Origin of the sequence: Caballeronia sordidicola (assembly GCF_002220365.1) — a bacterium.
Taxonomy (GTDB): Bacteria; Pseudomonadota; Gammaproteobacteria; order Burkholderiales; family Burkholderiaceae; genus Caballeronia; species Caballeronia sordidicola_C.
Map to the genome: position 1 here is coordinate 74,241 of NZ_MTHB01000191.1, position 23,129 is coordinate 97,369.

Sequence of the window (23,129 nt, forward strand, 5' to 3'; positions counted from 1 at the left end):
TTGACCGGTTGATTTTGCACTCGCACCATGAAAGTGCGTTTCTGAGAATCCGCAGCGTCACCGAGGCAATGCAGCGCATCGGTGTTTACCCACGATGCCAGCCAATGGTGCAACTTGCGCACCGAGGCAGGGCGCAACCGGGTTGCTCCAAGATCTCCACCAGAGGCCGGATAGAGGGTTGCAATGGAGGAAAACCCCTGTCGCTGAACAATATTGCACGTCTCAAAAACCGAGTTACAATGCGCGCGTTCCAAGCCGGATGGGCTGGAAACATCAGCTTTTCAAGGCGCCGGAGACCTATTGAATGCGAATTAAGTTTGCCTATGCCGTGACCATCGCGGCTGCGGTTGCGATGGCAACGGCGTGCAGCAAAAAGAGTGATAACGAGCCGGCTGCGGGAGCATCGGCGGTGCCGGAAGCCTCGGCAACAGCCTCGGCGAGTGTGGCAGGAAGTGCGCCGGCCGTGCCGGCATCGGCGGCCTCGGTGGCTGCGGCCTCCGCGCCCGTATCGGCCAGCAATGCGACCGTGGTCAAGATCGGCCATGTCGCGCCGCTTAGCGGACCGCTGGCCCATCTCGGGCTGGACAACGAAAACGGCGCACGGTTGGCCATCGAGGAAATCAGCGCGCAGGGATTGACTATCGACGGTCACGCGATTCATCTCGAACTGGACACGCAGGACGACGCAGCCGATCCCAAGAGGGGTATTTCAGCGGCGCAGCTACTGGTGGCCGACCACGTGGTGGCGGTCGTCGGACATTTGAATTCGGGGGTGTCGATTCCGGCATCGAAGATCTATAGCGACGCGGACGTGGCGCAGATCTCGGGAGCAACGACCAACCCTGCGTACACCCAGCAAGGGTACAAAACGACGTTTCGCGTAGTGCCGACGGATGCGCGCCAGGGGCCGGTGCTTGCAACCTACGCGCTCAAGACGCTGCACGCGCGGAAAATCGTGGTCGTCGATGACGCCACGCTCTACGGCCGGGGTCTCGCGAACGAGTTTGCCAAGGCCGTGGTCGCAGGCGGCGGCCACATCACGGGGCACGAAGTCACGAGCGAAAAAGCACGGGACTTCAAGGCAATACTGAACAAGATCAAGCGCGTCCAGCCTGACGCGGTGATGTTCGGCGGCATGGACGTGACCGGCGGACCGTTTGCCAAGCAGGCAGCGGCAATGGGCATCAAGGCAAAGATTCTTGGCGGTGATGGCATGTGTTCCGCCGACATGGCCGCGCTCGCGGCCAACGCAGCGTCGAACGTGGTGTGCTCGGAACTCGGTGTGGACGTGTCGAAGCTGGACAAGGGCGGCGATTTCGCGCAGCGCTACGAAGCCCGTTTCCATCTGCCGCTCCAAAGCTACGCGCAGTTCACCTATGACGCCGTGTATGTGATTGTCGACGCCATGAAGCGGGCTAATTCGGTTGAAGCGCCAAAGGTGCTTGCCGCGATTGCATCGACGGATTTCAATGGCCTGACAGGGCACATTGCCTTCGATGACAAAGGCGATTTGAAAGGCGGGGGCGCAATCACGCTAATCGATTTCAAGGATAACAAGAAGAACGTCATTGACGTCATAACGCCGTAACCCTCTGTTGCGGCGCCGCGCGGCGAATGCACATTCGGTTGAACAACCCCTCGATTCGTAGTCACTTTCGGACGTTTTAGAGTTTTTTTTCAAGTACGCGCGGTGCGGTTGCGTTTTTTTCTTCCCTTCGGTTTATCGGCCAGCGATAAAGCGTAAATCTAGTCGCATGGGCTAAGGAGCCTTCAATGGATATCTTCATCCAGCAGATTATCAACGGGCTGGTGCTTGGCAGCGTCTACGCCATCATCGCGTTGGGTTACACGATGGTGTACGGGATTCTCGGCATCATCAACTTTGCACACGGGGACGTGCTGATGGTCGGCGCAATGGTCGCGTTGTCGGCCATTGGCGTCATGCAGAACCACTTCCCGGGCTTGCCGTTATCGTTGGTGCTGGTCATCGCGCTACTGGTGGCCGCCGTCGTCTGTGCGTTGGTCGGCTACACCATCGAACGCGTGGCTTACCGGCCGTTGCGTAAAGCGCCGCGTCTGGCTCCGCTGATTACGGCTATCGGCGTGTCGATTCTTCTCCAGACGCTGGCCATGATGATCTGGGGCCGCAATCCGCTGGCATTCCCGCAACTGCTGCCGACCGATCCGATCAACGTGATCACGGCCACAGCCGATCGTCCGGGGGCCGTCATTTCGATGACGGAAATCGTGATCATCGTGGTGGCGTTCATTGTGATGGGTGGCCTGCTGCTGCTCGTGCACAAGACGAAACTCGGCCGCGCCATGCGCGCCATTGCCGAGAATCCGGGTGTCGCCAGCCTGATGGGGGTCAACCCTAATTTCGTGATCTCGGCGACCTTCATGATCGGCTCCGCGCTCGCGGCTCTCGCCGGCGTGATGATCGCTTCCGAATACGGCAACGCGCACTTCTACATGGGCTTCATCCCCGGGTTGAAGGCGTTCACGGCGGCGGTGCTGGGGGGGATCGGCAACCTGGGCGGCGCGATGGTGGGCGGCGTGCTGCTCGGCCTGATCGAACAGCTTGGTGCCGGGTATATCGGCAATTTGACCGGCGGTGTGTTCGGCAGTAACTACCAGGACGTGTTCGCTTTCATCGTGCTGATCATCGTGCTGGTGTTCCGTCCGTCCGGCCTGCTCGGCGAACGTGTCGCAGATCGCGCTTAAAAGGGAGAGACAAGAATGACTTCAATTCAACCGATCGAGCCGTCGACCACGCTCATCCCTGAAAGAAAGACCGCGAAGAACTACGCCGTCACGGTGCTGGTGACCGCGCTCGTGGTCCTCGCCCCCATGCTGATCGGCGCTGCCGGCGGCAACTACTGGGTGCGCGTGCTCGACTTCGCGATGCTGTACGTGATGTTGGCACTCGGTCTTAACGTGGTGGTGGGTTTTGCCGGCCTGCTGGACTTGGGCTACATCGCGTTCTACGCCGTGGGCGCTTACGTGGCCGCGTTGCTGTCCTCGCCGCAACTGACTTCGCAATTCGAATGGATCGCGCATCTGTTCCCCGGCGGACTGCACGCGCCGATCTGGGTGATCGTGCCGTGTGCGATGGGGCTGGCTGCCACCTTCGGTGTGTTGCTCGGAGCACCGACGCTGCGTCTGCGCGGCGACTATCTCGCTATCGTGACCTTGGGGTTCGGGGAAATCGTCCGGATCTTCATGAACAACCTGGATCGTCCGGTCAACATCACGAACGGGCCGAAGGGGATTACCGGGGTTGATCCGGTGTCGCTGTTTGGTTTCGATTTATCGAAGACGCACTCGTTGTTCGGGTTCACCTTTCCCTCGGTCTACAACTATTACTACCTGTTCGTGCTGTGTTCGCTGTTCGTGATCTTCGTGTGCATACGCTTGCAGCATTCGCGTATTGGCCGCGCGTGGGCCGCGATCCGCGAAGACGAAATCGCCGCCAAGGCGATGGGCATCAACACCCGTAACGTGAAACTGCTGGCCTTCGCGATGGGTGCGTCGTTCGGTGGTTTGTCGGGCGCGATGTTCGGTACGTTCCAGGGATTCGTCTCGCCGGAATCGTTCACGTTCTGGGAATCCATCGTGGTGCTGGCATGCGTGGTGCTCGGCGGCATGGGCCACATTCCGGGCGTGATCCTGGGCGCGGTGCTGCTCGCCGTGTTCCCCGAATTCCTGCGCTCGACCATGGGTCCGCTGCAGAACTTCGTCTTCGGTCATCAGATCGTGGACACCGAAGTCATCCGCCAGTTGCTCTACGGTCTCGCGATGGTGCTGATCATGCTGTACCGCTCGGAAGGCCTGTGGCCATCTCCGAAACACGAAGACAAGATCGCGAAGATCGCGAAGCGCGCTGGCAAGAAGCCGGTGCGCGCTTGAGCCCCCGAGAGAGCGGAGAAAAAACAATGAGCGATAAACCCATTCGACTGTCCGTGAAGGGCGTGAACAAGCGCTTCGGCGGCCTGCAGGCACTGGCTGAAGTTGGCCTGGAAATCAGGGAAGGCGAAATCTACGGCCTGATCGGCCCGAACGGCGCAGGCAAGACCACGTTCTTCAACGTGATCACGGGCCTCTACACGCCGGACTCTGGTACGTTCGTGCTCGACGGTACGCCGTACACGCCGACCGCCGTGCATCAGGTGGCGAAGGCGGGCATTGCGCGTACCTTCCAGAACATTCGCCTGTTCGGCGGCATGACGGCGCTCGAGAACGTGATGGTCGGACGCCACGTGCGCACGAAGCACGGCCTGATCGGCGCGGTGTTGCAGACGCCGTCCGAGCGTCGCGAAGAGAAGGAAATCAAGGAGCGCGCGCTGGAACTGCTGGAGTACGTGGGCGTGCTGCAATACGCGGACTACACGTCGCGCAACCTGTCGTACGGGCACCAGCGCCGCCTGGAAATTGCGCGTGCGCTTGCCACCGATCCGAAGTTGCTCGCGCTCGATGAACCCGCCGCCGGCATGAACGCGACGGAGAAGGTCGAACTCACGCGCCTGCTGGACAAGATTCGCGGCGACGGCCGTACGATCCTCTTGATCGAACACGATGTGAAACTGGTGATGGGATTGTGCAACCGGATGACGGTGCTCGATTACGGCAAGGTGATCGCCGAGGGTCTGCCGCAGGACGTGCAGAAGGATCCGAAGGTGATTGAGGCTTATCTCGGGGCAGGGGTTCACTGATGGCTACGACGAATGGTGCGAACGCTAATGGCGCGAACGGCGCAATGTTGAAGATCAAGGGCCTGCAGGTCAGCTACGGCGGCATTCACGCCGTCAAGGGCGTGGACCTGGAAGTCGGCCAAGGCGAACTCGTGACGCTGATCGGTGCGAACGGCGCGGGCAAGACGACCACGATGAAAGCCATCACCGGTCTGAAGGCGTATTCGGCTGGCGATATTGAATACATGGGCCAGTCGATCAAGGGTGTGCCGTCGCATGAATTGCTCAAGCGCGGCCTCGCGATGGTGCCGGAAGGGCGGGGCATTTTTGCGCGCATGTCGATTCTGGAAAACATGCAGATGGGCGCGTACTTGCGTAACGACAAGGACGAAATCGACAAGGACACCGACCGCATGTTCGGCTTCTTTCCGCGGCTGAAGGAGCGGGCGTCGCAGTATGCGGGCACGCTCTCGGGCGGTGAGCAGCAGATGCTGGCCATGGCGCGTGCGCTGTTGTCGCGCCCGAAGCTGTTGCTCCTCGACGAACCGTCGATGGGTCTCTCGCCGATCATGGTCGAGAAGATCTTCGAGGTGGTGCGTGAGATTTCGGGCGAAGGGCTGACGGTGCTGCTGGTTGAGCAGAACGCGCGTCTGGCGTTGCAGGCGGCGAATCGTGGTTACGTGATGGATTCGGGCTTGGTCACCATGTCGGGTGACGCGAAGACCATGCTGGATGATCCGAAGGTCCGGGCGGCCTATTTGGGCGAATAATCTTAGATTGATGAATGAACGAGCCGCATGCCTTTGAAGGGCATGCGGCTTTTTTAATGAGCTATCAGAGCCGCTTGCCGAAGCTGACTACTTCATCCATCTGATAACCGAGCTTCGCGTAAAACGCCTGCGTCTCAGGCTTGTTCGCCATGATCTGCAAATTGAGCTTCGGACATCCGATGGCAGCAAGCGCGCGTTCCGCGTGTTCGACCAGCGCGCGGGCATAACCGTTACCGCGTTCATCCTCGGCTACCGCGAGCGAATACATCCATCCGCGATGTCCGTCGTAACCCACCATCACCGTTCCGATCAGACGCTCTTCCAGCAAGCCGACGAAGAAGAACTCCGGCTGCATGGCGAGCTTGTTTCGAATCGATAAACGCGGGTCGCGCTGCGGTTTGCCAGGCGTGGCGTATTCCGGAAACGCTTGTGCCCAGAGCGCGAGCACCGCCTGCGTGTCGCGCTCATCGAAGATCCGGATAATCACAGCGCGTCCAGCACGGACCGCAGCATCGACATCATCTGGTCGATCTCATCCTTCGTCACGTTCAGCGCCGGCATGAAGCGCAGCAGGTTCGGCCGCGCTGCGTTCAGCAGCAAACCATCCGGTCCCATGTCGCGCGCCATTTCGACAATCTTCGGCCCGTTGTCGTTATTGAGCAGCAACGCGCGCAGCAAACCTTCGCCACGTTCGCCGTTAAAGCCGCGCTCTTCCGAAAGCTGCAGCAACTGCGCCTTCAGATACTCGCCACGCTCACGCACGCCTTCGAGGAAGCCCGGCGCCGTAAGCTGCGAAATCACCGAAAAACCTGCTGCCGTCATCAGCGGATTGCCGTTGTACGTGCCGCCCTGGTCACCGGGTTCGAAGCACGCCACTTCCTTGGTCGAGAGCAGCGCGGCCAGCGGCACGCCGCCGCCAATGCCCTTGCCGAGCGTCATGATGTCCGGCTCCACGTCCGACAATTCATAAGCGAACAAGGTGCCGGCGCGGCCGCAACCGCTTTGCACTTCATCGACGATCATCAGCAAGTTGTGTTTCTTCGTCAGCGCGCGCAACGCCTGCATGAACTCGCGTGTGGCCGGAATCACGCCGCCTTCGCCCTGGATAGGCTCGAGCATCACGCCGACGGTTTTATCGGTGATGAGTTTTTCCACCGTTGCGATGTCGTTCAGCTCAGCCTTCGGAAAGCCCGGTACTTGCGGTGCATAGATGGTGTCCCAGCCGGGCTTGCCGCTGGCCGACATGGTTGCCAGGGTCCGGCCGTGGAAGCTGTGGTCGAACGTGATGATCTCGTACGCGCCGCCCTTGAACTTCTTGCCCCACTTGCGGGCGAGCTTGATCGCGCCTTCGTTCGCTTCCGCGCCGCTGTTGGCAAAGAACACTTTGTCGAAGCAGCTATTGGCGCTCAGCAAACCGGCGAGCTGCGCCATCGGCGCGTTGTAGAACGCCGGCGACGGGTTAATCAGCGTGCGAGCCTGTTTGTCCATGGCTTCGATCATGCCGTCGTTGCAATGACCCAGACTATTCACCGCCCAGCCCTGGATGAAGTCGAGGTATCGCTTCTCGTTGTTGTCGTAGAGCCAGGAACCCTTGCCGTGGGTGAACACGATCTCAGGACGGTTCGTGATGAACATCAGCGATTCGACGGGGTACTCTTGGAAATTCATGACGGCGGGCTCCACAAAAACAGCAAATAAAAAAAGTGGCGAGATAAAAAACCGAATCCACAATGCAAAAAGCCACGGAATTCCGTGGCTTCATAGTGGCGAAGTGTGCGCCGGTTCGAAAACTCAAGCGCCAATCCGTGACGAGCCAGCGGCATCCCTAGGGGAGCGGCGAGCGGCGACGTCGAAGAGTGGCGTAAATTTTGAGCATTCGCGAAGAATACGATATGAAGTTCCTGCGTGTAAACCATGGCGGCCCGATTTTTTGTCGAGCCGCCACGCTTGCCAGCTAAAGTGCGCTTAAACCGGATTGGCGAGATCCGCCGCGCTGGTGAACGAATCGGCGTAGAACTCGTCTTCCGGCAAGCGGTGGTGACTCGTGAAATCGCGCTGCGCGGATTCCACCATCACCGGTGCGCCACAGGCGTACACCTGATAGGCGCTCAAGTCTGGCAGATCTTCGATGACAGCACGATGAACAAAGCCCGTACGGCCAGTCCAGGCGTCGCTCGCATCGGGTTCTGACAGTACCGGCACGAACGAGAAGTTAGGCACGTCCTTCGCCCATTGTTCAGCCATGTCCATCATGTACAGGTCTTGCTTGCGGCGGCCGCCCCAATAGAGCGTCATGGGCCGGTTCAGGTTCTTGAACACAGCATGTTCAATGATCGCCTTGATAGGCGCGAAGCCCGTGCCGGAAGCGAGCAGCACGATGGGCTTCTCTGAATCTTCACGCAGGAAGAACGTGCCGAGCGGGCCTTCGAAGCGCAGGATGTCGCGCTCTTTCATGGCGCCGAAGACATGGTCCGTGAAGGTGCCGCCAGGCATGTGGCGAACGTGCAACTCGATCGGGCCTTCGTGGTGCGGCGGGCTCGCCATTGAGTAGCTGCGGCGCTTGCCGTCTTTCAGGATGAATTCGATGTACTGGCCAGCGAGGTATTGCAGCCGTTCGTTGGCCGGCAATTGCAGCTTCAGTTCAATGACGTCGGCCGCTTTGCGCGCAAGCGCGTTCACGCGGCAGGGCAGTTTCTTGACCTGGATGTCGCCTACACCCGCCACTTCGCGTATGTCGACCGTCAGGTCGCCCTTGGCCGTCGCGCAGCAGAACAGGGCCATGCCGCGGGTTTTTTCGTCGTTGGACAAAGCCGACGATGAATGCGGCGCCTGCTCGACTTCGCCAGAGACGACCGTGCCCTTGCATGAACCACAGGCTCCGTTCTTGCAGCCGTAGGGAAGCCCTATGCCCTGGCGCAAGGCGGCGAGCAGCACCGCTTCGTCGGGTTCTACCTGAAACTGCCGGCCGCTTTGCCGGAGCGTAACGTTGAAAGCCATAGATCCTGGATGAGTTGGATGAAACAAATGCAAAAGCCGTCGCGGCTACAATCGACAGCATGATCGCCACTCGAAAACTACGCCGCGCGCGTGTGCTGATTGCCGGTTGCGGCGATGTCGGCCTGCGTTGCGTGCCGCTTCTCGCCCAGCGCGCCGCCGCGCCTCACGTGATCGCACTCTCAACTCAACCCGCGCGCGCGGCCGAACTGCGCGCAGCCGGCACAACACCGTTGATTGCTAACCTGGACGAGCGTCACAGCCTGCGACGGCTGGCCGGTCTTGCATCCACGGTGCTGCATCTCGCGCCGCCCCAGAAAACTGGCGACGACGACAGCAGGACCCGCGCGCTGATTGCCGCTTTGAGTGCGCCGCGACTGTCCGTTGCGCGCGCCGCGACCAGCGCCGTGGCCCGTCAGCGAGCGTGGCGCGGATGGTTTCGTGCGACCTTCAAAAGCGGCATGCCAGCGGCCGTCAGAATGGGCGTCGGGATCAGCGTCAGCAAGCACGCCAAAGCCATAAAAAGAGCGTCTATTGTACCCGACCGGGTCTTGAGCGCCGCCGTGAGCCGGGCACGGATCCGCCTGATTTATGCGAGTACGTCCGGGGTTTACGGCGATTGCGGCGGGGCGTGGATCGATGAGACGCGTCCGGTCAGGCCGGACAACGCGCGCGCGAAACGACGCGTTTCGGCGGAAACGCAATTGCGGCGCGCCACGCGCAGCGGCGTGCTGAGTGCATCGATTGTGCGGATTCCCGGGATCTATGCCGGAAACCGCCTGCCGCTCGCTCGCCTGCACAAGGGGACGCCGGCGCTCGCGCCGGCCGACGACGTCTACACCAATCATATCCACGCGGACGATCTCGCTGCCATTCTCGTGCTCGCGATCCGGCGGGCGCGGCCGCAGCGCGTGGTGCATGCATCGGACGACAGCGACTTGCGCATGGGGGATTATTTCGACCTGATAGCCGATGCGTTCGGTTTGCCGCGCGCTCCCCGTGTTTCGCGCGAGCAAGCCGAGGCGCAACTCGAGCCGATGATGCTCTCGTTCATGCGCGAATCGCGACGTCTGCAGAATTCCCGGCTGCGAGACGAAATGCGCTACGCGTTACGTTATCCGAGCATCGACGACTTCTTGCGCCAGGCGAGCGTTCATCCGGCCGTCACATCAGTACCGGTAGCGTCTCCAGCAGAATGAAGCACAGCAAGGCCCCGATCAGCGCGCCGATCAGGTTGGGTTGATAGCGATGGCGCAGATGCATCGTCACCAGCAATCCGACGATAAACAACACGCTGATCGCCACGAACGCAATCATTGCAATGGTCATGTGAGCGGCCATGGTGGCCCTCCTGCTTCTTTTAATAGTCGTGTAAGGAGTATAGATTTCCGTCGTAAGAAAGGCATGCTGCAGTGCGGCGCCAGCGTGCTGTGTTAACACCTATTGAATTGCCTCGGCGCCGGTCACGTTCCGCTTGAACGCGAGTCGATGAAAGCCGCTACATCGGCGAGCACGGTCGAGCGTCCCCGCAACGGCAACGCGAGCGCCGAAACAATGCGGATATGGCTGAAGCCATCGTAATGTCTGACTTCCACCGAGTCGCCATGTTTGCGCAGCATGGCCGCCAGACGGTCCGTGTTGCCGGGATCGACGACGGTGTCGTCGGTGCCGGCTGCGAGGAACATGGGCGGCTCGTGGCCGGTGACGTAGTTGATCGGCTGGCTTTCGGCGCGCGTGGCCGCCGGAAAGACGTCGAGCAGCGTGCGGTCCACGATCGGCAGGAAATCGTAAGGTCCGGCGAGGCCGATTACCCCGCGCAAGTCGGCTTTCGACATCGATTGCGAAGCGAGATAACGCGGATCGGTCGCGATCAGCGCGGCCAGGTGAGCGCCTGCTGAATGGCCCATTACAAAAAGCCGGGACGGATCGCCGCCGAATTCATGCGCATGATCGCGGGTCCAGCGCGTGGCGGCCGCCGCGTCATTGACAAAACCAGGAAACGCCGTTTCCGGATACGTGCGGTAGTCCGGCAGCACAGCCACGTAGCCACGCGACGTCAACGCTTGCGCGACAAACAGATAATTGCCGCGATCGCCGTTCTGCCAGCTTCCGCCGTAGAAAAAGACGACTACCGGGCGCGGCTCAGGGCTGGCGGCGGCGGGCACGTAGACATCGAGTACCTGCCGCCGATCGCTTCCGTACGCGATATCCGACGTTTTCCTGTAACCACTCGAGGGGATGGCGGCGTTCAAAAGTTTGACGGGACTACAGGCGGCGAGCGCTGCAGCGCCAAGACTGGCAAGACCGAATGTCACGATGCGGCGTTTTTTGTGTGTGGGCATAAATGTCGAACAGCAGGGAGATGCCACTTCTACGCTTGAAGCACCCGGATGGATGCAGCGCGCCGGGTTGGCCTGATGGAGACGTTAAACCCGCCGCGATGTTGACTCAGCGTGCTGTCGCACGAATATGACACACGAAGCGCGTCAGCTTTTCCGGAGCATGGCGAGGTCTGCATCGTCGAGCCACCGCCATTGGCCTTCGGCCAGCTCATCGGGTAGAGCAAATCCGCCAATACGCTCCCGATGCAACTTCTCCACGCGGTTCCCCGCCGCTGCGACCATCCGCTTCACCTGGTGATACTTGCCTTCGAGCACCGACAGTTCGAGCTGCCGCTCGTCGCGCTGTTCGGCGCTAACGGCTGCAACGGGCTGCGATTCGCCATGCAGCAAGACGCCGTCGCGAAGTGCCGAGAGTTGAGCATCGTCCAGTGGATGGCGCGTGGTTGCCAGATACCGCTTTGGTACCTTGCGTTTCGGCGATGTGAATGCATGCACGAACGCGCCGTCGTCAGAGAGCAGCAGAAGGCCGGTCGTGTCCTGATCCAAACGCCCCACGCATTGCACTCCGCGCTCCGCCAACTGCGGCGGCAACAGGTGAAAGACGCTCAGGTGGTGCTGCGGATCACGTGAGCACTCGTAGCCCGGTGGCTTGTTCAGCGCCAGATACGCTTTTTCCCGGTACCGCCATGTCATGCCATCGACTTGAAACTCGAACGAAGCGAGCGTGTCGGACGCGATGTCGATTGCGGCATTGGTCCATGGTGATCCCGCAATGGATACGCGGCCATCGGCTATAAGCGCGCGGCATTGTCGGCGCGAGCCGAAACCCTGTGTGAAGAGAATGCGTTCGAGATCCATCAGGGCGGTTCTTGGCTCAGGCAGGAAGAAGGGACGGACATTCTAGCAACCGGCGTGCTTCGATCCCTTGCGACGACTGCCTGAACGAGCGCGGCGCGGGTTCCTTGCACCCTCACTCGACCACCGCCTGCATAGGTCGTCGGCCATTCGTAAAGCAGCTCGATTAAGGTCTTTTCATAATTGATTCCCCGCATCACGTTTATGCTTTTCGTTTTGAGCCTGTTTGAGCTGTTTCACGCGTACGACGAAAGGATGCTGACAAGCCGGCATCCGATCGACCACTCCGATCCCTCTTTTCACCCAAGGAGCAGGACATGGCAAGAAACACGGTTGCGGAATTTTTGGCCAGGACGCTGGCGGCAGCAGGCGTCCAACGCATCTGGGGCGTGACTGGCGACAGCCTGAACGGGCTTGCCTACAGCCTCGAGCAGCTCGGCTCCATTCGATGGATGCACACACGCCACGAGGAAGTAGCCGCGTTCGCGGCAGGCGCCGACGCTGCATCGACGGGCAAGCTTGCCGTGTGCGCCGGCAGTTGCGGCCCGGGCAACCTGCACTTGATCAATGGCTTGTATGACTGCCACCGTAACCAGCAGCCGGTGCTGGCTATTGCCGCGCATATTCCGTCCACGGAGATCGGGCTGGGCTACTTCCAGGAGACCCATCCGACCGCGCTGTTCAAGGAATGCAGCCATTACGTGGAGCTCGTGTCGAGCGCCGCGCAATTTCCCCGTGTGCTCGCCCGCGCGATGCGCACAGCGATCGAAGAGCGCGGCGTCGCGGTGATCGTGCTACCCGGTGATGTCGCGTTGAGCGACGCGCCCGCGGAAAAGCCGGGCTGGTCGGCGACGGGGCCGTCGACCATCCTGCCGTCGGACATCGATATCGACCGGCTCGCGGCCTTGCTGAACGACTCGGACGCGGTGACACTGATGTGCGGCAGCGGCACCGCGGGCGCGCACGACGAAGTGGTCGCGCTCGCGGACATGCTGGGCGCACCGGTCGTCCACGCGATGCGCGGCAAGCAGTTCATTGAATGGGACAACCCGTATGACGTCGGGATGACGGGGCTGATCGGTTTCAGCTCCGGCTATCACGCAATGATGTCGTGCGACACGCTGCTGCTGCTCGGTTGCGATTTCCCCTACCGGCCGTTCTATCCCACCGACGCCAAGATCATCCAGGTCGACTGGCGCGGCTCGAAGCTCGGGGCTCGCGCGCCGCTCGCACTTGGGCTGGTCGGCACGGTCAAGGAGACGGTCGCGGCGGTCCTGCCAAAGCTTACGCGCAAGCCTGAGCGCAAGTTCATCGATACCGCCCGCCAGCACTATGCAACGGCCAGAAAGGGGCTCGACGAACTCGCCACGCCGTCAGGCCCAGGCAAGGCGATTCATCCGCAATATCTGACCAAGCTCATTAACGAAGCCGCCGCAGAAGACGCCATTTTTACCGCCGATGTCGGCACGCCGACCGTCTGGGCTGCGCGTTATCTCACGATGAACGGCAAACGCCAGCTTCACGGCTCGTTCAACCACGGCTCCATGGCAAACGCGATGCCCCAGGCGCTCGGCGCGCAGGGCGCAAATCCGGGGCGGCAGGTGATTTCGCTCTCGGGCGATGGCGGTTTATCAATGCTGCTCGGCGACTTGCTCAGCGCCCGTCAACTTAATCTGCCGATCAAAGTGGTGGTTTATAACAACAGTCTGCTCGGCTTCGTTTCAATGGAGCTCAAGGCCGCTGGTTACCTCGATACCAACGTCGATCTGGCCAAAACGGACTTCGCGGCCATTGCCCAGGGTGCAGGCATTTTCAGCATCCGGGTGGAGGAGTCCGAAGATATCGCAGAGGCGCTGCAGAAGGCTTTCGCTTATCCCGGGCCGGCGCTCGTGGACGTGGTGACCTCGAAGCACGAACTGGCGATGCCGCCGAAAGTGGAATTGGCGCAGGCGAAAGGCTTCAGCCTCTACATGCTGCGGGCAATCCTGAATGGTCGCGGCGACGAGATCGTGGAGCTCGCCAAGACCAATTTTCGCTAGGAATATTCTGAATTCGTTGAAATTCCATGCATTTCGAACAACAATGCGGTGCTGCAATCGATTCACAACTCCAGGGAGATTTAGCAATGACGAAGTTCTCGCAAATTGCAATGGTTGGTGCGCTCGCATTCGCGTTCGCAGGCGCGGCAATGGCACAGGGTGCCGGCGGCGGTGGTGGTTCCAAAACGGACGAAAGCAAGCCCGCGGTTAGCCCGAAGGAACCCAAGCCGCATTTGCCGCACTTCAAGCATAAGAAAGCAGCATCCGGTGTGGGCGGTACGACGTTGCATCAGCAAGACAAGGCATCGCACCTGAAGGGCGCATCGGCTGCTGCAGCTGCTTCGGCCATGGGTACCAACGACAAGGGCCAACCGCAGTAAGCGGCAAGGCCTGGAACAAGGCGCTCGGGACAGTTTGTCTCACGCGCTACATACGGCGGCACGCGTAAGCTTGCCGCCGTATTGTTTTTGAGGTGGCGCGAACAACGCCGGTAATTTCATACCATTTGACCGCGCACGCATTGCCGCACGCAGTCCACCAAGCCGTGAGCCGCGCTGGCGCTGTTTGCTTACACGCGTTGAATCGATAGCCGCGCCTTTATTCCGGGCGCTGTCCGAACCCTTTGACGATTACATCGACAAACGCTTCCGTCACGGGTGGCAGCGTGCGTCCGCGCTTCTTCACGAGTGCAATGGGCCGCACGAAACCCGGTTCATCAATAACCCGCGCCACCAGTGCCGGTTCCGCGCGCACTTCGCGCGCTGAGCGGGGCAGGATGGTCACGCCGAGCCCGGCGCGAACCATGGCCACGGCCGTCATCATGTAGATCGGCTCGCAGGTGGGCACGGGTGCGCAGCCGGCGCGCTCGAACGCGGCGTCCACCACTGCCCGCACGCTCGTTCCCGCAGCCGTCAATACCAGCGGATAGCGGACGATCTCCTCCAGCCCGATCCGCTTGCCAGCCATCAACGGATGCCCGTCCGGGCACACCACGCACAGCCGGTCCTCACCCGCGTGCAGCACTTCCAGCGAGGCATCGGTGATGTCGCCGCCGGTCAGGCCCACATCCACATCCTCGTTACGCACCAACGTATTGACGACGCTCGCGACCACATCGCGGATTTGAAACGACACGTGCGGCAACTCGCGTCTGAAATCCTGGATCAGGTCAGGCAGCAAGCTCGCGGCGAATGACGGCAGGCACGCGAGCCGCACCGTACCGGCGGAACCGTCGCTGAGCGCGCGGGCGTCGTGGAGAACCTGCTCCATGTCGCCAAGCGATTTTTGCAGGACCGGCAGCAAATCCCGACCGACCGGCGTCAACGCAACGCTGCGGCTATTGCGGTCGAACAGCCGCGCGCCGAGCGTTTCTTCGAGGCGCCGGATCTGCACGGTCAACGCGGGCTGCGACAGATGCAGCCGCACGGCGGCGCGCGTGAAATTGCCCGCCTGGGCCACGGCGATGAACGCGCGGATATCGCGGAGATTCAGGTCCATGGTTCCTGTCTATTACGAAACGTGATTGCTGCCATCAAATCATTTCAATTGTTTTATCGACGTTCCGAAACTACGCTTGGTTGACACATAAAACAATCGATTAAAAAGATCGGAGACAAACCTTGCTGCCTTTACTTGGCCTCGCCACTATCGTCGTCCTGCTCGCGGCGATCCTTTCAAAACGGATGTCGCCGCTGGTGGCGCTGATCATCGTGCCGATAGCGGCATCGCTGATCGGCGGCTTCGGCTTGCAGACCAGCAAGTTTGTCATCGACGGCCTGAAGAGCCTTGCGCCCGTCGTCGGCATGTTCGTCTTCGCGATCCTGTACTTCGGCACGATCACAGACGCCGGCACGCTCGATCCGATCATCGACCGCATCTTGCGTACGGTAGGCACGCGGCCGACGCGCATTGTGATGGGCACGACGCTGCTCGCGCTGCTGATCCACCTCGATGGCTCGGGCGCCGTGTGTTTTCTCGTGACCATTCCCGCGATGCTGCCGCTCTACGACCGTCTCAAGATGGATCGGCGCGTGCTGGCTGCGGCAGCGTCGATGGCGGCAGGGATCAATTTCCTGCCATGGACCGGGCCGATGATCCGCGCGTCGGCGTCGCTGCATCTGCCTATATCGGCGTTATTTAATCCTTTGATTCCGGTGCAGATCGTGGGCCTTGTATTTGTATTCGGCATGGCGTGGTGGCTCGGTCGGCGCGAAGAGAAACGGCTGGGATACACGGCTGCCGATGGCGCGATCCCCATGCCGGGACACGTGCCAGCGCGCGAACTCACCGACGAACAGAGGGCGCTGCGTCGACCAGGAAATTTTTGGTTCAACATCTTGCTGACGCTGGTGGTGCTCGGCACGATGGTGGTGATGGGCGAGAAGATTCCGCCGGCGATCATGTTCATGCTCGGGCTGTGCGTCGCGTTGCTCGTCAACTATCCGAACGTGGATATGCAGCGCCAGCGCATTGATGCTCACGCACGCGCCGCGCTGATGATGGCAGGCATCCTGCTCGCAGCCGGCGTGTTCACGGGCGTGATGCAAGGCAGCGGCATGCTCAAGGCGATGGCGCAAGCCGCCGTCGGTTTTGTGCCGCCTTCGATGGCAACGCACATCCCGGTCGCACTCGGTTTCTTGTCGATGCCGCTCAGCATGCTCTTCGATCCCGACTCGTTCTACTTCGGCGTGTTGCCTGTGATCGCGGAAGTCGCGGGGCAGCTTGGCGTGCCTGCGGTGCATGTCGGCCAGGCAGCATTGCTTGGCCAGATGACCACGGGGTTCCCGGTGAGCCCGCTCACGCCCGCGACGTTCCTGGTCGTCGGGCTGACCGGTATCGATCTCGCCGATCATCAGAAATTCACGTTTCCGCTGTTGTTCGGCGCATCGATCGTGATGACGATCGCGTGTGTCGTGCTGGGTATTTTTCCTCTTTGAGCGCGTTCTTTTAACGTAAGGAATGGGTATGACTGCTGCACTCAATGCTGTGACCCAAGCTTCCCGCGTGCGGATCGGCGCGGGCGCGGGTTACTCGGGCGATCGCATCGAGCCCGCGGTCGAACTGGCCGAACAAGGAGCGCTCGACTATCTCGTGTTCGAGTGCCTGGCAGAGCGAACCATCGCACTTGCACAACAAACGCGGCGAGCGAATCCGGAGCTGGGTTACGACCCGTTGCTCGAAGCCAGGATGCGCGCCGTGTTGCCGGCCGCCGTGCGTAACGGTGTGAGGATCATCTCGAACATGGGCGCAGCGAATCCGCTGGCGGCGGCGCGCAAGACGGCATCGGTTGCGCGCGAGCTCGGTTTGCGCGGGCTGAAAATCGCGGCCGTCAGTGGCGACGATGTACTCGATGTCGTGAGGCAAGGGACGTATCGATTCGAGGAGTCGGGTGACAGTGTCGCCGACTACGAAAGCAGGCTCGTTTCGGCGAACGCGTATCTGGGTGCGGAGCCGATTGTCGATGCGTTGCAGACCGGCGCCGATATCGTGCTCACTGGCCGCGCGGCCGATCCGTCGTTGTTCACGGCACCGCTGATCCATGCGTTCGGCTGGGCGATGGACGATTGGGACACGCTCGGACAGGCGACGGTGGTAGGGCATCTGCTCGAATGCGCTGGGCAGATCACGGGGGGGTATTTTGCCGATCCCGGTTTCAAGGACGTACCGATGCTCGCGCGCCTCGGTTTTCCGATAGGCGAGGTCGACGCCGATGGCGCCGTCACGATCACCAAGGTCGCGCACGCTGGCGGCCGTGTGACGGAGGCCACGTGCAAGGAGCAACTGTTGTACGAGATCCACGATCCTTGCCGATATCTGCAGCCCGATGTAGTCGCCGACTTCACGCAGGTTCGCGTGGTGGAAGAGGCGCCGGATCGGGTACGGGTGAGCGGCGGCCGTGGGACATCGCGGACCGGGACGTTGAAGGTGACCGTGGCTTACGTGGATGGGTTTATCGGCGAGGGGCAGATTTCGTATGGCGGTCCGGGCGCGCTCGCGCGGGCGAAACTGGCGCTTGAGATTGTGCGTGAACGGCTCGAGATAACCGGCGTTGCGACGAGCGAACTGCGCTTCGATCTGATCGGTATCGATTCATTGCATGGCGCGACGCTGGGTGAACGTAACGCGCAACCGTATGAGGTTCGTGTGCGTGTCGCTGGCCGTACTGATTCGATGGAGCAGGCGGTCCGTGTCGGCAATGAAGTCGAGACGCTTTATACAAATGGTCCTGCGGGCGGCGGCGGGGTGACGAAGACTGCTCGTGAAGTGATCGCGGTGCAGTCGGTTTTGCTGCCGCGAGAACTCGTGCGGCCATCGTTTGAAATGGTGGAGGCTTGAGATGAAACTACGTCTGCTTGCTCATTCCCGAACTGGCGATAAAGGCAATACGCTGAATGTATCGGTGATCTGTTATGACGCGCGCCATTACGATCATTTGCTCGCGCATGTGACGCCGGAGCGGGTGAAGGCGCACTTAAGCGATGTCGTGAAAGGCGATGTGACACGCTTCGAATTGCCGGGGATATTGGCGATGAATTTTGTGCTCGGACGCGCGCTCGGTGGCGGCGTGACGCGATCACTCGCGCTCGATGCGCACGGGAAATCGCTGAGCTCGGCGCTGATGGATCTGGAGATTCCCGAGCCTTGAGGCGTGGAGTCGTTAAGTTGAGCGCGGAGTCGAATGAGACCGGCTGTAGCGAGCCGAAGGCTCTATGTCGTGTCTCAACACCCTGGCTGTCACCAGGGCGTTCCGGTCATTTAACCGCAAGCAATTTCCGACAAACCGGCATCGCCATGACCACCACGTCACGGCGATGCCCCGTCTTCAACCGTTCACTCTTCGCTCGTTGCGGCCGCTGTTTTTCGAGGACGCCGGCTGCCGGGAGCCGTTTTACGCGGCGTCTTTTTCGCTGCGGTTTTCTTGGCCGCGGGCTTGTCCGTGCTCTCGACAGAGTTGGCTGCAGCGGCGCTCTCAATTGGCGCTTCCGGCTGCGTCTTTGCCACGACTTTCTTCGCCGCTGCTTGACGTCCACGTCGCGCCACGCCGGGCTTAGGTGACGGCGCTTCATTTACTTCGCTAGGTTGCACAGGTGTTTCTTCCGTGCGTTCCACGAACACGAATTCTTCCTTAGCCTTGATCGGTAGCGTGAAGAATGGTCGCTCGTCGGCGGCTTGCGCGTGCATTTGCGCACGAGCTTCGGGTGGCTGTTCCTGTGCTGTATCGAACAGCGGTTCGTGAACCTGCGGCCTTGGGTTCCGATTGTTTCGACGATTGCGGTCGCGGCCCTGTCTCGGTCGCGCTTCCACTTGCGCCTCAGGTTGCTGCGTGGTTTGCGGTTCGTCGAAGAGCGGTTCCGCAACCTGCGATCGTGGGTTCGGTCCGTCTCTGCGATCATGCTCGTCACGCGATTCGGAGTGAGCGTCTGAAGGCGTTGCCGGTTGCGCGTCGCGCTGTTCATCGAAGAGCGGTTCGGAAACCTGCGGGCGCGGGTTGCGGCCTTTCCTCCGATTCCGGTCGTTACCCGAGCCACTCGAGCCACCCGCATTCCCCGCTTGCCGATTTTCCTTCGGCACGGCGGGCGGCTCGATGTCCCTTACGGGCTCCGTCGCGGCCACTGACTGTGTGCGAAAAACAAATGAACCCGACTTTTCGTCCCGTCCCACCTCGAGCAGACCGCGCGCCTGCGCTTCCTCCAGCAGATTGCCGAACGCGCGAAAGCCGTAGTACGACTCGTTGAAATCGGGCTTGCGCCGCTTGATCGCGCTCTTGAGAACCGAGGCCCATATCTTGCCGCTCTCGCCGCGCTCGGAGGCGAGGTCATCGAACGTTTCCACCGCAATCGCAATGGCCTTGGCCTTGCGTGCTTCAATTTCCTGCTTCGGCTGGCGCTCGTCATCCGGTGAGCGCTTCGCCGACGATGCGGCAGCGCTCGCATCCCGTGCGTCGCGTGCTTCACGGGCCTCGCGCGCTTCACGTTTCGCGATGCTGCGTTGCTGCTCGCGCACGAGGTCATCGTAGAAAATAAATTCATCGCAATTCGCGACGAGCAGGTCGGACGTCGAGTTCTTGACGCCTACGCCGATCACTTTCTTCGCGTTCTCGCGCAACTTCGACACGAGCGGCGAGAAGTCCGAGTCACCGCTGATGATGACGAACGTATCGACGTGAGATTTCGTGTAGCAGAGATCGAGCGCGTCGACGACGAGCCGGATGTCCGCTGAATTCTTGCCCGACTGACGCACGTGCGGAATTTCGATCAGCTCGAAACTCGCTTCGTGCATGGCGGCTTTAAAACCTTTGTAGCGATCCCAGTCGCAATAGGCCTTCTTGACGACGATGCTGCCTTTGAGCAGCAGCCGTTCGAGCACCGGCATGATGTCAAACTTCTCGTACTTCGCGTCGCGCACGCCGAGAGCGACGTTTTCGAAGTCGCAAAACAACGCCATGCTGACGCTATCAGGGGATGAGGCCATAGAAACTCCAGCAGGAATGCCGGGTGTGCACGGCAGTATTAACGAGCGCACATGATATCTGTTTGTGCGGTGGGGTTTGAGAGAGAGAAATAATCGTGGCGGGAAGAGTCCAGTCAGAGCCTTGAGGTCGCAAGCCGTGCCACGAGCATATCGAGGAATAGACATGGTCTGATCAACGGAATGTCCGGGTTGGCGGCGCCTGGTTTCTTCGTCACCGACCAGCTTAATTGGATGCTGTCGACCTGCGCCGGCGAACCCTCGCCAGGGGAATCCGGGTTCTCACGTCTGTCCGCGGCCTTCTCCGGTCGTTGATCCATCGCGGCCCAAATGCGAAAAAGCCGTCTCTGCATACGCAGAAACGGCTTTTCGGAAATGGTGCCCGGGGCCGGAATCGAACCGGCACGCCTTGCGGCGGGGGATTTTGAGTCCCCTGCGTCTACCAATTTCACCACCCGGGCAAACAGCATTTGAACCAGCCGACTTGGAGACGGAAGAAATCCGACACCAACCGGCAAGTCAGCGATTATGCCGAAAATCGTTTCCGCGGGCAAGCCCTTGAGCACGCATGACAGACAACCGCGCTCGCTGATCCATTCACTGGCTCAAATATGTGAACTGGCCATTCTTGATGATGCCCATCACGCTTGCCCGCTGATCCAACCCGACGTGATCGGTGGCGCTGGTGTTGACCACGCCGTTAGGCACAACCAGTTCATGCGCGTGCTCCAGCTCCGAGCGCAATGCCACCCGAAATGCCACCGTGCCAGGCTGCCCGGCCTTCAACGCGCGGCCGACGGCATCCTCCAACCGCGGATAGACCCCCGCCGCATCGCCGGCAAACTGCGTGACCGAACCCTTGCCGTATTTCGCCTCGTAAGCATCGACGAAAGCCAGCGCCGCTTTCTTCGACGGATGGTCAGAGGGCAATGTCCGCGCGACCACCACCGGCTGGGTCGGGAACAACGTGCCTTCCACGTCCTTGCCGCCGAGCTTGATGAACTCCGGCGTCGCAATGCCGTGCGTCTGATAAATCGCACCTTTATAACCGCGCTCGATCAGTGTGCGTTCCGGCAACACCGTCGGCGTGCCCGCGCCGGCAATCAGCACCGCATCGGGTTTCGCGGACATCAGCTTAAGGATCTGCCCGGTCACGCTCGCGTCGGTGCGATTGAAGCGTTCGCTTGCGACCACCTTGATATGCCGCAACTCGGCGAACTTCGAAAACTCGTTGAACCAGCTATCGCCGTAACTATCGGCGAAACCGATGAAACCGACCGTCTTCACGTTCCGGTTGACCATCGTGCGGGTCATCACGTCGGCCATTGCACGGTCGGTCTGGGCCATCTTGAACGCCCACACCTTCTTGCCCTCCTGGGGCTCGACCACCGATGCCGAGCCGATCAGCGTGATCATTGGCGTCTGGTATTCGGCCACCGGATCGAGCGCCGCGAGCGCCGCCGGCGTGATGTTCGGTCCGACGATCACATCGACCTTGTCTTCTGTAATCAGCTTGCGGATATTGCGCACGGCCGCGCCCGGATCGGAGCCATCGTCGAGGATGATGTATTCCGCTTGTTGACCCGCAATCGTCTTCGGCCACATCAGCATGGCGTTCTTGCTGGTGATGCCGATGGCGGCCGCCGGACCCGTGCTCGACAAATCGATACCGACTTTCAGTTGCGCGCTAGCCGCTGCACTGAAAAACGCGAGCGCGCTGAACATCAGCGCCGGGCGCATGAACTTCGACAACTTCATTTGGATGGTCTCCGCGAAGAGGTGTGGTTTGAAAATGCTGAAGTGTGGGGCTGACAAAAATCTCGCGGCACGAGTTTCGACGCGATCATCGGCCGCGTCGTACGTCGTTCGTAGGTACTCGAACCCGGTTAATCAAAGCTCGTAGGTTTCGTGCTCGCCCGACAGCGCCTGCTCGATCAGCTTGCGGTTCATGGAAGGTGAGAGCAGTTCGACCAGCGTGTACACATAACTGCGTAAATACGCGCCTTGTTTCAAAGCAAGCCGCGTGACGTTCGTGCCGAACAGATGGCCAACAGGCATCGCGCGAAGATGTTTGTCGCGTTCGGGGTTGAACGCGATATCCGCGAGAATGCCCACGCCCAGACCCAGCTCGACGTAAGTCTTGATCACGTCGGCGTCGATGGCTTCCAGCACGATATCGGGCGTCAGGTGGCGCAGCGCGAACGCCTGATTTATTTTCGAGCGGCCGGCGAACGCGTTGTCGTAGGTGATGATCGGGTATTGCGCCAGGTCGTCGAGGGTCAGCAGCTTGCGCTCGAGCAGCGGATGATCCGGCTGCACCACGGCCACGTGGTGCCACTGAAAGCAGGGCAGCGACACCAGTTCCTTATAGTTGGCAATCGCTTCCGTCGCGATGGCGATATCCGCCTGATCGTGTATGACCATTTCGGCGACCTGCGTCGGGCTGCCTTGCAGAATCGAAAGGTGTACCTTCGGAAAACGCTTCTTGAACTCTGCGATGGCATTCGGCAGCGAATAACGCGCCTGCGTATGCGTGGCGGCGATCACGAGATTGCCCTGATCCTGCGCCGCGTAATCTTTACCAACACGCTTCAGGCTCTCCACCTCCTGCAAGATTTTTTCCACCGATGCCAGGATAATTCGCCCCGGCTCCGTCAGCGAACGAACCCGCTTGCCGTGACGCGTGAAGATCTCGACCCCGAGTTCATCCTCCAGTTCGATGATCGCTTTCGATACCCCCGGCTGCGACGTGAACAGCGCTTTCGCGGCTTCGGTGAGGTTGTAGTTCTGGCGGACGGCCTCGCGCACGAAGCGGAACTGGTGCAGATTCATATATAACCCACCGGCATATCAAAGTAATTTATCAGTCGTTTGCAATATATAGGAAGTTTATTACTATCGAGCCAATTTTTCCAATATCGATATCTGTATTTGTCATAAGCAAATGAACGCTTTGTCCGAACGGCGTTC

General features: G+C 60.6%; 21 protein-coding genes and 1 tRNA gene. 11 read left to right on the forward strand and 11 right to left on the reverse strand.

Annotation, left to right across the window (positions count from 1 at the left end; all coding sequences use genetic code 11):
* Positions 1 to 304 precede the first annotated feature (304 nt).
* The 5 genes from BSU04_RS27165 to BSU04_RS27185 all read left to right on the forward strand — a co-directional run bounded on the left by BSU04_RS27165 (position 305) and on the right by BSU04_RS27185 (position 5,461).
* Positions 305 to 1,588 (forward strand): branched-chain amino acid ABC transporter substrate-binding protein, encoded by a 1,284-nt coding sequence (locus tag BSU04_RS27165; protein ID WP_089163466.1) that lies wholly within the window; start codon positions 305 to 307, stop codon positions 1,586 to 1,588.
* A gap of 185 nt (positions 1,589 to 1,773) precedes the next feature.
* The gene (locus tag BSU04_RS27170; protein WP_089163467.1) at positions 1,774 to 2,724 is read left to right on the forward strand and encodes a branched-chain amino acid ABC transporter permease; all 951 of its coding nucleotides are present in this window, start codon (positions 1,774 to 1,776) and stop codon (positions 2,722 to 2,724) included.
* 15 nt (positions 2,725 to 2,739) lie between these two features.
* Positions 2,740 to 3,909 (forward strand): ABC transporter permease subunit, encoded by a 1,170-nt coding sequence (locus BSU04_RS27175; RefSeq protein WP_089163468.1) that lies wholly within the window; start codon positions 2,740 to 2,742, stop codon positions 3,907 to 3,909.
* A 26-nt stretch (positions 3,910 to 3,935) separates the two neighbouring features.
* Positions 3,936 to 4,712 (forward strand): ABC transporter ATP-binding protein, encoded by a 777-nt coding sequence (locus BSU04_RS27180; RefSeq protein WP_089163469.1) that lies wholly within the window; start codon positions 3,936 to 3,938, stop codon positions 4,710 to 4,712.
* A 44-nt stretch (positions 4,713 to 4,756) separates the two neighbouring features.
* A complete protein-coding gene (locus BSU04_RS27185) occupies positions 4,757 to 5,461 on the forward strand; it encodes an ABC transporter ATP-binding protein (protein ID WP_089163536.1) in 705 nt (234 codons plus the stop codon).
* Between the two features lie 64 nt (positions 5,462 to 5,525).
* Here the strand turns inward: BSU04_RS27185 and BSU04_RS27190 are convergent, their stop codons facing one another.
* The 3 genes from BSU04_RS27190 to BSU04_RS27200 form a co-directional block, all read right to left on the reverse strand.
* Positions 5,526 to 5,948, reverse strand: a complete 423-nt coding sequence (locus BSU04_RS27190) for a GNAT family acetyltransferase (RefSeq protein WP_089163470.1) — start codon at positions 5,946 to 5,948, stop codon at positions 5,526 to 5,528.
* Positions 5,945 to 7,129 (reverse strand): acetylornithine transaminase, encoded by a 1,185-nt coding sequence (locus BSU04_RS27195; RefSeq protein ID WP_089163471.1) that lies wholly within the window; start codon positions 7,127 to 7,129, stop codon positions 5,945 to 5,947. Before BSU04_RS27195 ends, BSU04_RS27190 begins: the two co-directional genes overlap by 4 nt.
* Before the next feature lie 297 nt (positions 7,130 to 7,426).
* Entirely contained in the window at positions 7,427 to 8,458 is a 1,032-nt protein-coding gene (locus BSU04_RS27200) for a CDP-6-deoxy-delta-3,4-glucoseen reductase (protein WP_089163472.1), read from the reverse strand.
* A gap of 59 nt (positions 8,459 to 8,517) precedes the next feature.
* On the opposite strand from BSU04_RS27200, the gene BSU04_RS27205 reads away from it, so the two are divergent.
* A complete protein-coding gene (locus tag BSU04_RS27205) occupies positions 8,518 to 9,654 on the forward strand; it encodes an NAD-dependent epimerase/dehydratase family protein (RefSeq protein WP_089163537.1) in 1,137 nt (378 codons plus the stop codon).
* On the opposite strand, the gene BSU04_RS46655 is transcribed toward BSU04_RS27205, so the two are convergent.
* From BSU04_RS46655 to BSU04_RS27215, 3 genes are all read right to left on the reverse strand, one after another.
* Positions 9,620 to 9,796 (reverse strand): hypothetical protein, encoded by a 177-nt coding sequence (locus BSU04_RS46655; protein WP_031359874.1) that lies wholly within the window; start codon positions 9,794 to 9,796, stop codon positions 9,620 to 9,622. The two genes, BSU04_RS27205 and BSU04_RS46655, sit on opposite strands and share 35 nt — an antisense overlap.
* A 122-nt stretch (positions 9,797 to 9,918) precedes the next feature.
* Positions 9,919 to 10,797, reverse strand: a complete 879-nt coding sequence (locus tag BSU04_RS27210; RefSeq protein WP_089163473.1) for an alpha/beta hydrolase — start codon at positions 10,795 to 10,797, stop codon at positions 9,919 to 9,921.
* Between the two features lie 144 nt (positions 10,798 to 10,941).
* Complete coding sequence (locus BSU04_RS27215; RefSeq protein WP_089163474.1) at positions 10,942 to 11,655, reverse strand: pseudouridine synthase; 714 nt, start codon at positions 11,653 to 11,655, stop codon at positions 10,942 to 10,944.
* Positions 11,656 to 11,969: 314 nt separating this feature from the next.
* Between BSU04_RS27215 and poxB the strand changes: the two genes are divergently transcribed.
* Together poxB and BSU04_RS27225 are read left to right on the forward strand one after the other, a co-directional pair.
* The gene (poxB, locus tag BSU04_RS27220; RefSeq protein WP_089163475.1) at positions 11,970 to 13,691 is read left to right on the forward strand and encodes a ubiquinone-dependent pyruvate dehydrogenase; all 1,722 of its coding nucleotides are present in this window, start codon (positions 11,970 to 11,972) and stop codon (positions 13,689 to 13,691) included.
* 86 nt (positions 13,692 to 13,777) lie between these two features.
* Complete coding sequence (locus tag BSU04_RS27225) at positions 13,778 to 14,071, forward strand: hypothetical protein (protein WP_089163538.1); 294 nt, start codon at positions 13,778 to 13,780, stop codon at positions 14,069 to 14,071.
* 217 nt (positions 14,072 to 14,288) lie between these two features.
* Here the strand turns inward: BSU04_RS27225 and BSU04_RS27230 are convergent, their stop codons facing one another.
* Positions 14,289 to 15,188, reverse strand: a complete 900-nt coding sequence (locus tag BSU04_RS27230; protein WP_089163476.1) for a LysR family transcriptional regulator — start codon at positions 15,186 to 15,188, stop codon at positions 14,289 to 14,291.
* Positions 15,189 to 15,310: 122 nt separating this feature from the next.
* On the opposite strand from BSU04_RS27230, the gene BSU04_RS27235 reads away from it, so the two are divergent.
* From BSU04_RS27235 to BSU04_RS27245, 3 genes are read left to right on the forward strand one after another with little or no spacing between them, the layout of a single operon-like run.
* A complete protein-coding gene (locus BSU04_RS27235; RefSeq protein WP_089163477.1) occupies positions 15,311 to 16,627 on the forward strand; it encodes a CitMHS family transporter in 1,317 nt (438 codons plus the stop codon).
* Positions 16,628 to 16,655: 28 nt separating this feature from the next.
* The gene (locus BSU04_RS27240; protein WP_089163478.1) at positions 16,656 to 18,026 is read left to right on the forward strand and encodes an acyclic terpene utilization AtuA family protein; all 1,371 of its coding nucleotides are present in this window, start codon (positions 16,656 to 16,658) and stop codon (positions 18,024 to 18,026) included.
* A gap of 1 nt (position 18,027) precedes the next feature.
* On the forward strand, positions 18,028 to 18,336 hold the full coding sequence (locus BSU04_RS27245; RefSeq protein ID WP_089163479.1) for an AtuA-related protein: 309 nt from the start codon (positions 18,028 to 18,030) through the stop codon (positions 18,334 to 18,336).
* Positions 18,337 to 18,521: 185 nt separating this feature from the next.
* Here BSU04_RS27245 and BSU04_RS27250 read toward each other — a convergent pair whose 3' ends face one another.
* From BSU04_RS27250 to BSU04_RS27270, 4 genes are all read right to left on the reverse strand, one after another.
* Positions 18,522 to 20,162: an NYN domain-containing protein gene (locus BSU04_RS27250; protein WP_089163480.1), complete on the reverse strand. Its 1,641-nt coding sequence runs from the start codon at positions 20,160 to 20,162 to the stop codon at positions 18,522 to 18,524.
* A gap of 373 nt (positions 20,163 to 20,535) precedes the next feature.
* A tRNA-Leu gene (locus tag BSU04_RS27260) sits at positions 20,536 to 20,620 on the reverse strand.
* A gap of 136 nt (positions 20,621 to 20,756) precedes the next feature.
* Positions 20,757 to 21,917, reverse strand: coding sequence for an ABC transporter substrate-binding protein (locus BSU04_RS27265; RefSeq protein WP_089163482.1), 1,161 nt, complete (start codon positions 21,915 to 21,917; stop codon positions 20,757 to 20,759).
* A gap of 132 nt (positions 21,918 to 22,049) precedes the next feature.
* Positions 22,050 to 22,991, reverse strand: coding sequence for a CysB family HTH-type transcriptional regulator (locus BSU04_RS27270; protein ID WP_031359892.1), 942 nt, complete (start codon positions 22,989 to 22,991; stop codon positions 22,050 to 22,052).
* Between the last annotated feature and the right edge of the window lie 138 nt (positions 22,992 to 23,129).

Coding starts and splice junctions, on each gene's coding strand:
- BSU04_RS27165 (WP_089163466.1), top strand. CDS start 305: ATGCGAATTAAGTTTGCCTATGCCGTGACCATCGCGGCTGCGGTTGCG.
- BSU04_RS27170 (WP_089163467.1), top strand. CDS start 1,774: ATGGATATCTTCATCCAGCAGATTATCAACGGGCTGGTGCTTGGCAGC.
- BSU04_RS27175 (WP_089163468.1), top strand. CDS start 2,740: ATGACTTCAATTCAACCGATCGAGCCGTCGACCACGCTCATCCCTGAA.
- BSU04_RS27180 (WP_089163469.1), top strand. CDS start 3,936: ATGAGCGATAAACCCATTCGACTGTCCGTGAAGGGCGTGAACAAGCGC.
- BSU04_RS27185 (WP_089163536.1), top strand. CDS start 4,757: ATGTTGAAGATCAAGGGCCTGCAGGTCAGCTACGGCGGCATTCACGCC.
- BSU04_RS27195 (WP_089163471.1), bottom strand. CDS start 7,129: ATGAATTTCCAAGAGTACCCCGTCGAATCGCTGATGTTCATCACGAAC.
- BSU04_RS27200 (WP_089163472.1), bottom strand. CDS start 8,458: ATGGCTTTCAACGTTACGCTCCGGCAAAGCGGCCGGCAGTTTCAGGTA.
- BSU04_RS27205 (WP_089163537.1), top strand. CDS start 8,518: ATGATCGCCACTCGAAAACTACGCCGCGCGCGTGTGCTGATTGCCGGT.
- BSU04_RS46655 (WP_031359874.1), bottom strand. CDS start 9,796: ATGGCCGCTCACATGACCATTGCAATGATTGCGTTCGTGGCGATCAGC.
- BSU04_RS27210 (WP_089163473.1), bottom strand. CDS start 10,797: ATGCCCACACACAAAAAACGCCGCATCGTGACATTCGGTCTTGCCAGT.
- BSU04_RS27215 (WP_089163474.1), bottom strand. CDS start 11,655: ATGGATCTCGAACGCATTCTCTTCACACAGGGTTTCGGCTCGCGCCGA.
- poxB (WP_089163475.1), top strand. CDS start 11,970: ATGGCAAGAAACACGGTTGCGGAATTTTTGGCCAGGACGCTGGCGGCA.
- BSU04_RS27225 (WP_089163538.1), top strand. CDS start 13,778: ATGACGAAGTTCTCGCAAATTGCAATGGTTGGTGCGCTCGCATTCGCG.
- BSU04_RS27230 (WP_089163476.1), bottom strand. CDS start 15,188: ATGGACCTGAATCTCCGCGATATCCGCGCGTTCATCGCCGTGGCCCAG.
- BSU04_RS27240 (WP_089163478.1), top strand. CDS start 16,656: ATGACTGCTGCACTCAATGCTGTGACCCAAGCTTCCCGCGTGCGGATC.
- BSU04_RS27245 (WP_089163479.1), top strand. CDS start 18,028: ATGAAACTACGTCTGCTTGCTCATTCCCGAACTGGCGATAAAGGCAAT.
- BSU04_RS27250 (WP_089163480.1), bottom strand. CDS start 20,162: ATGGCCTCATCCCCTGATAGCGTCAGCATGGCGTTGTTTTGCGACTTC.
- BSU04_RS27265 (WP_089163482.1), bottom strand. CDS start 21,917: ATGAAGTTGTCGAAGTTCATGCGCCCGGCGCTGATGTTCAGCGCGCTC.
- BSU04_RS27270 (WP_031359892.1), bottom strand. CDS start 22,991: ATGAATCTGCACCAGTTCCGCTTCGTGCGCGAGGCCGTCCGCCAGAAC.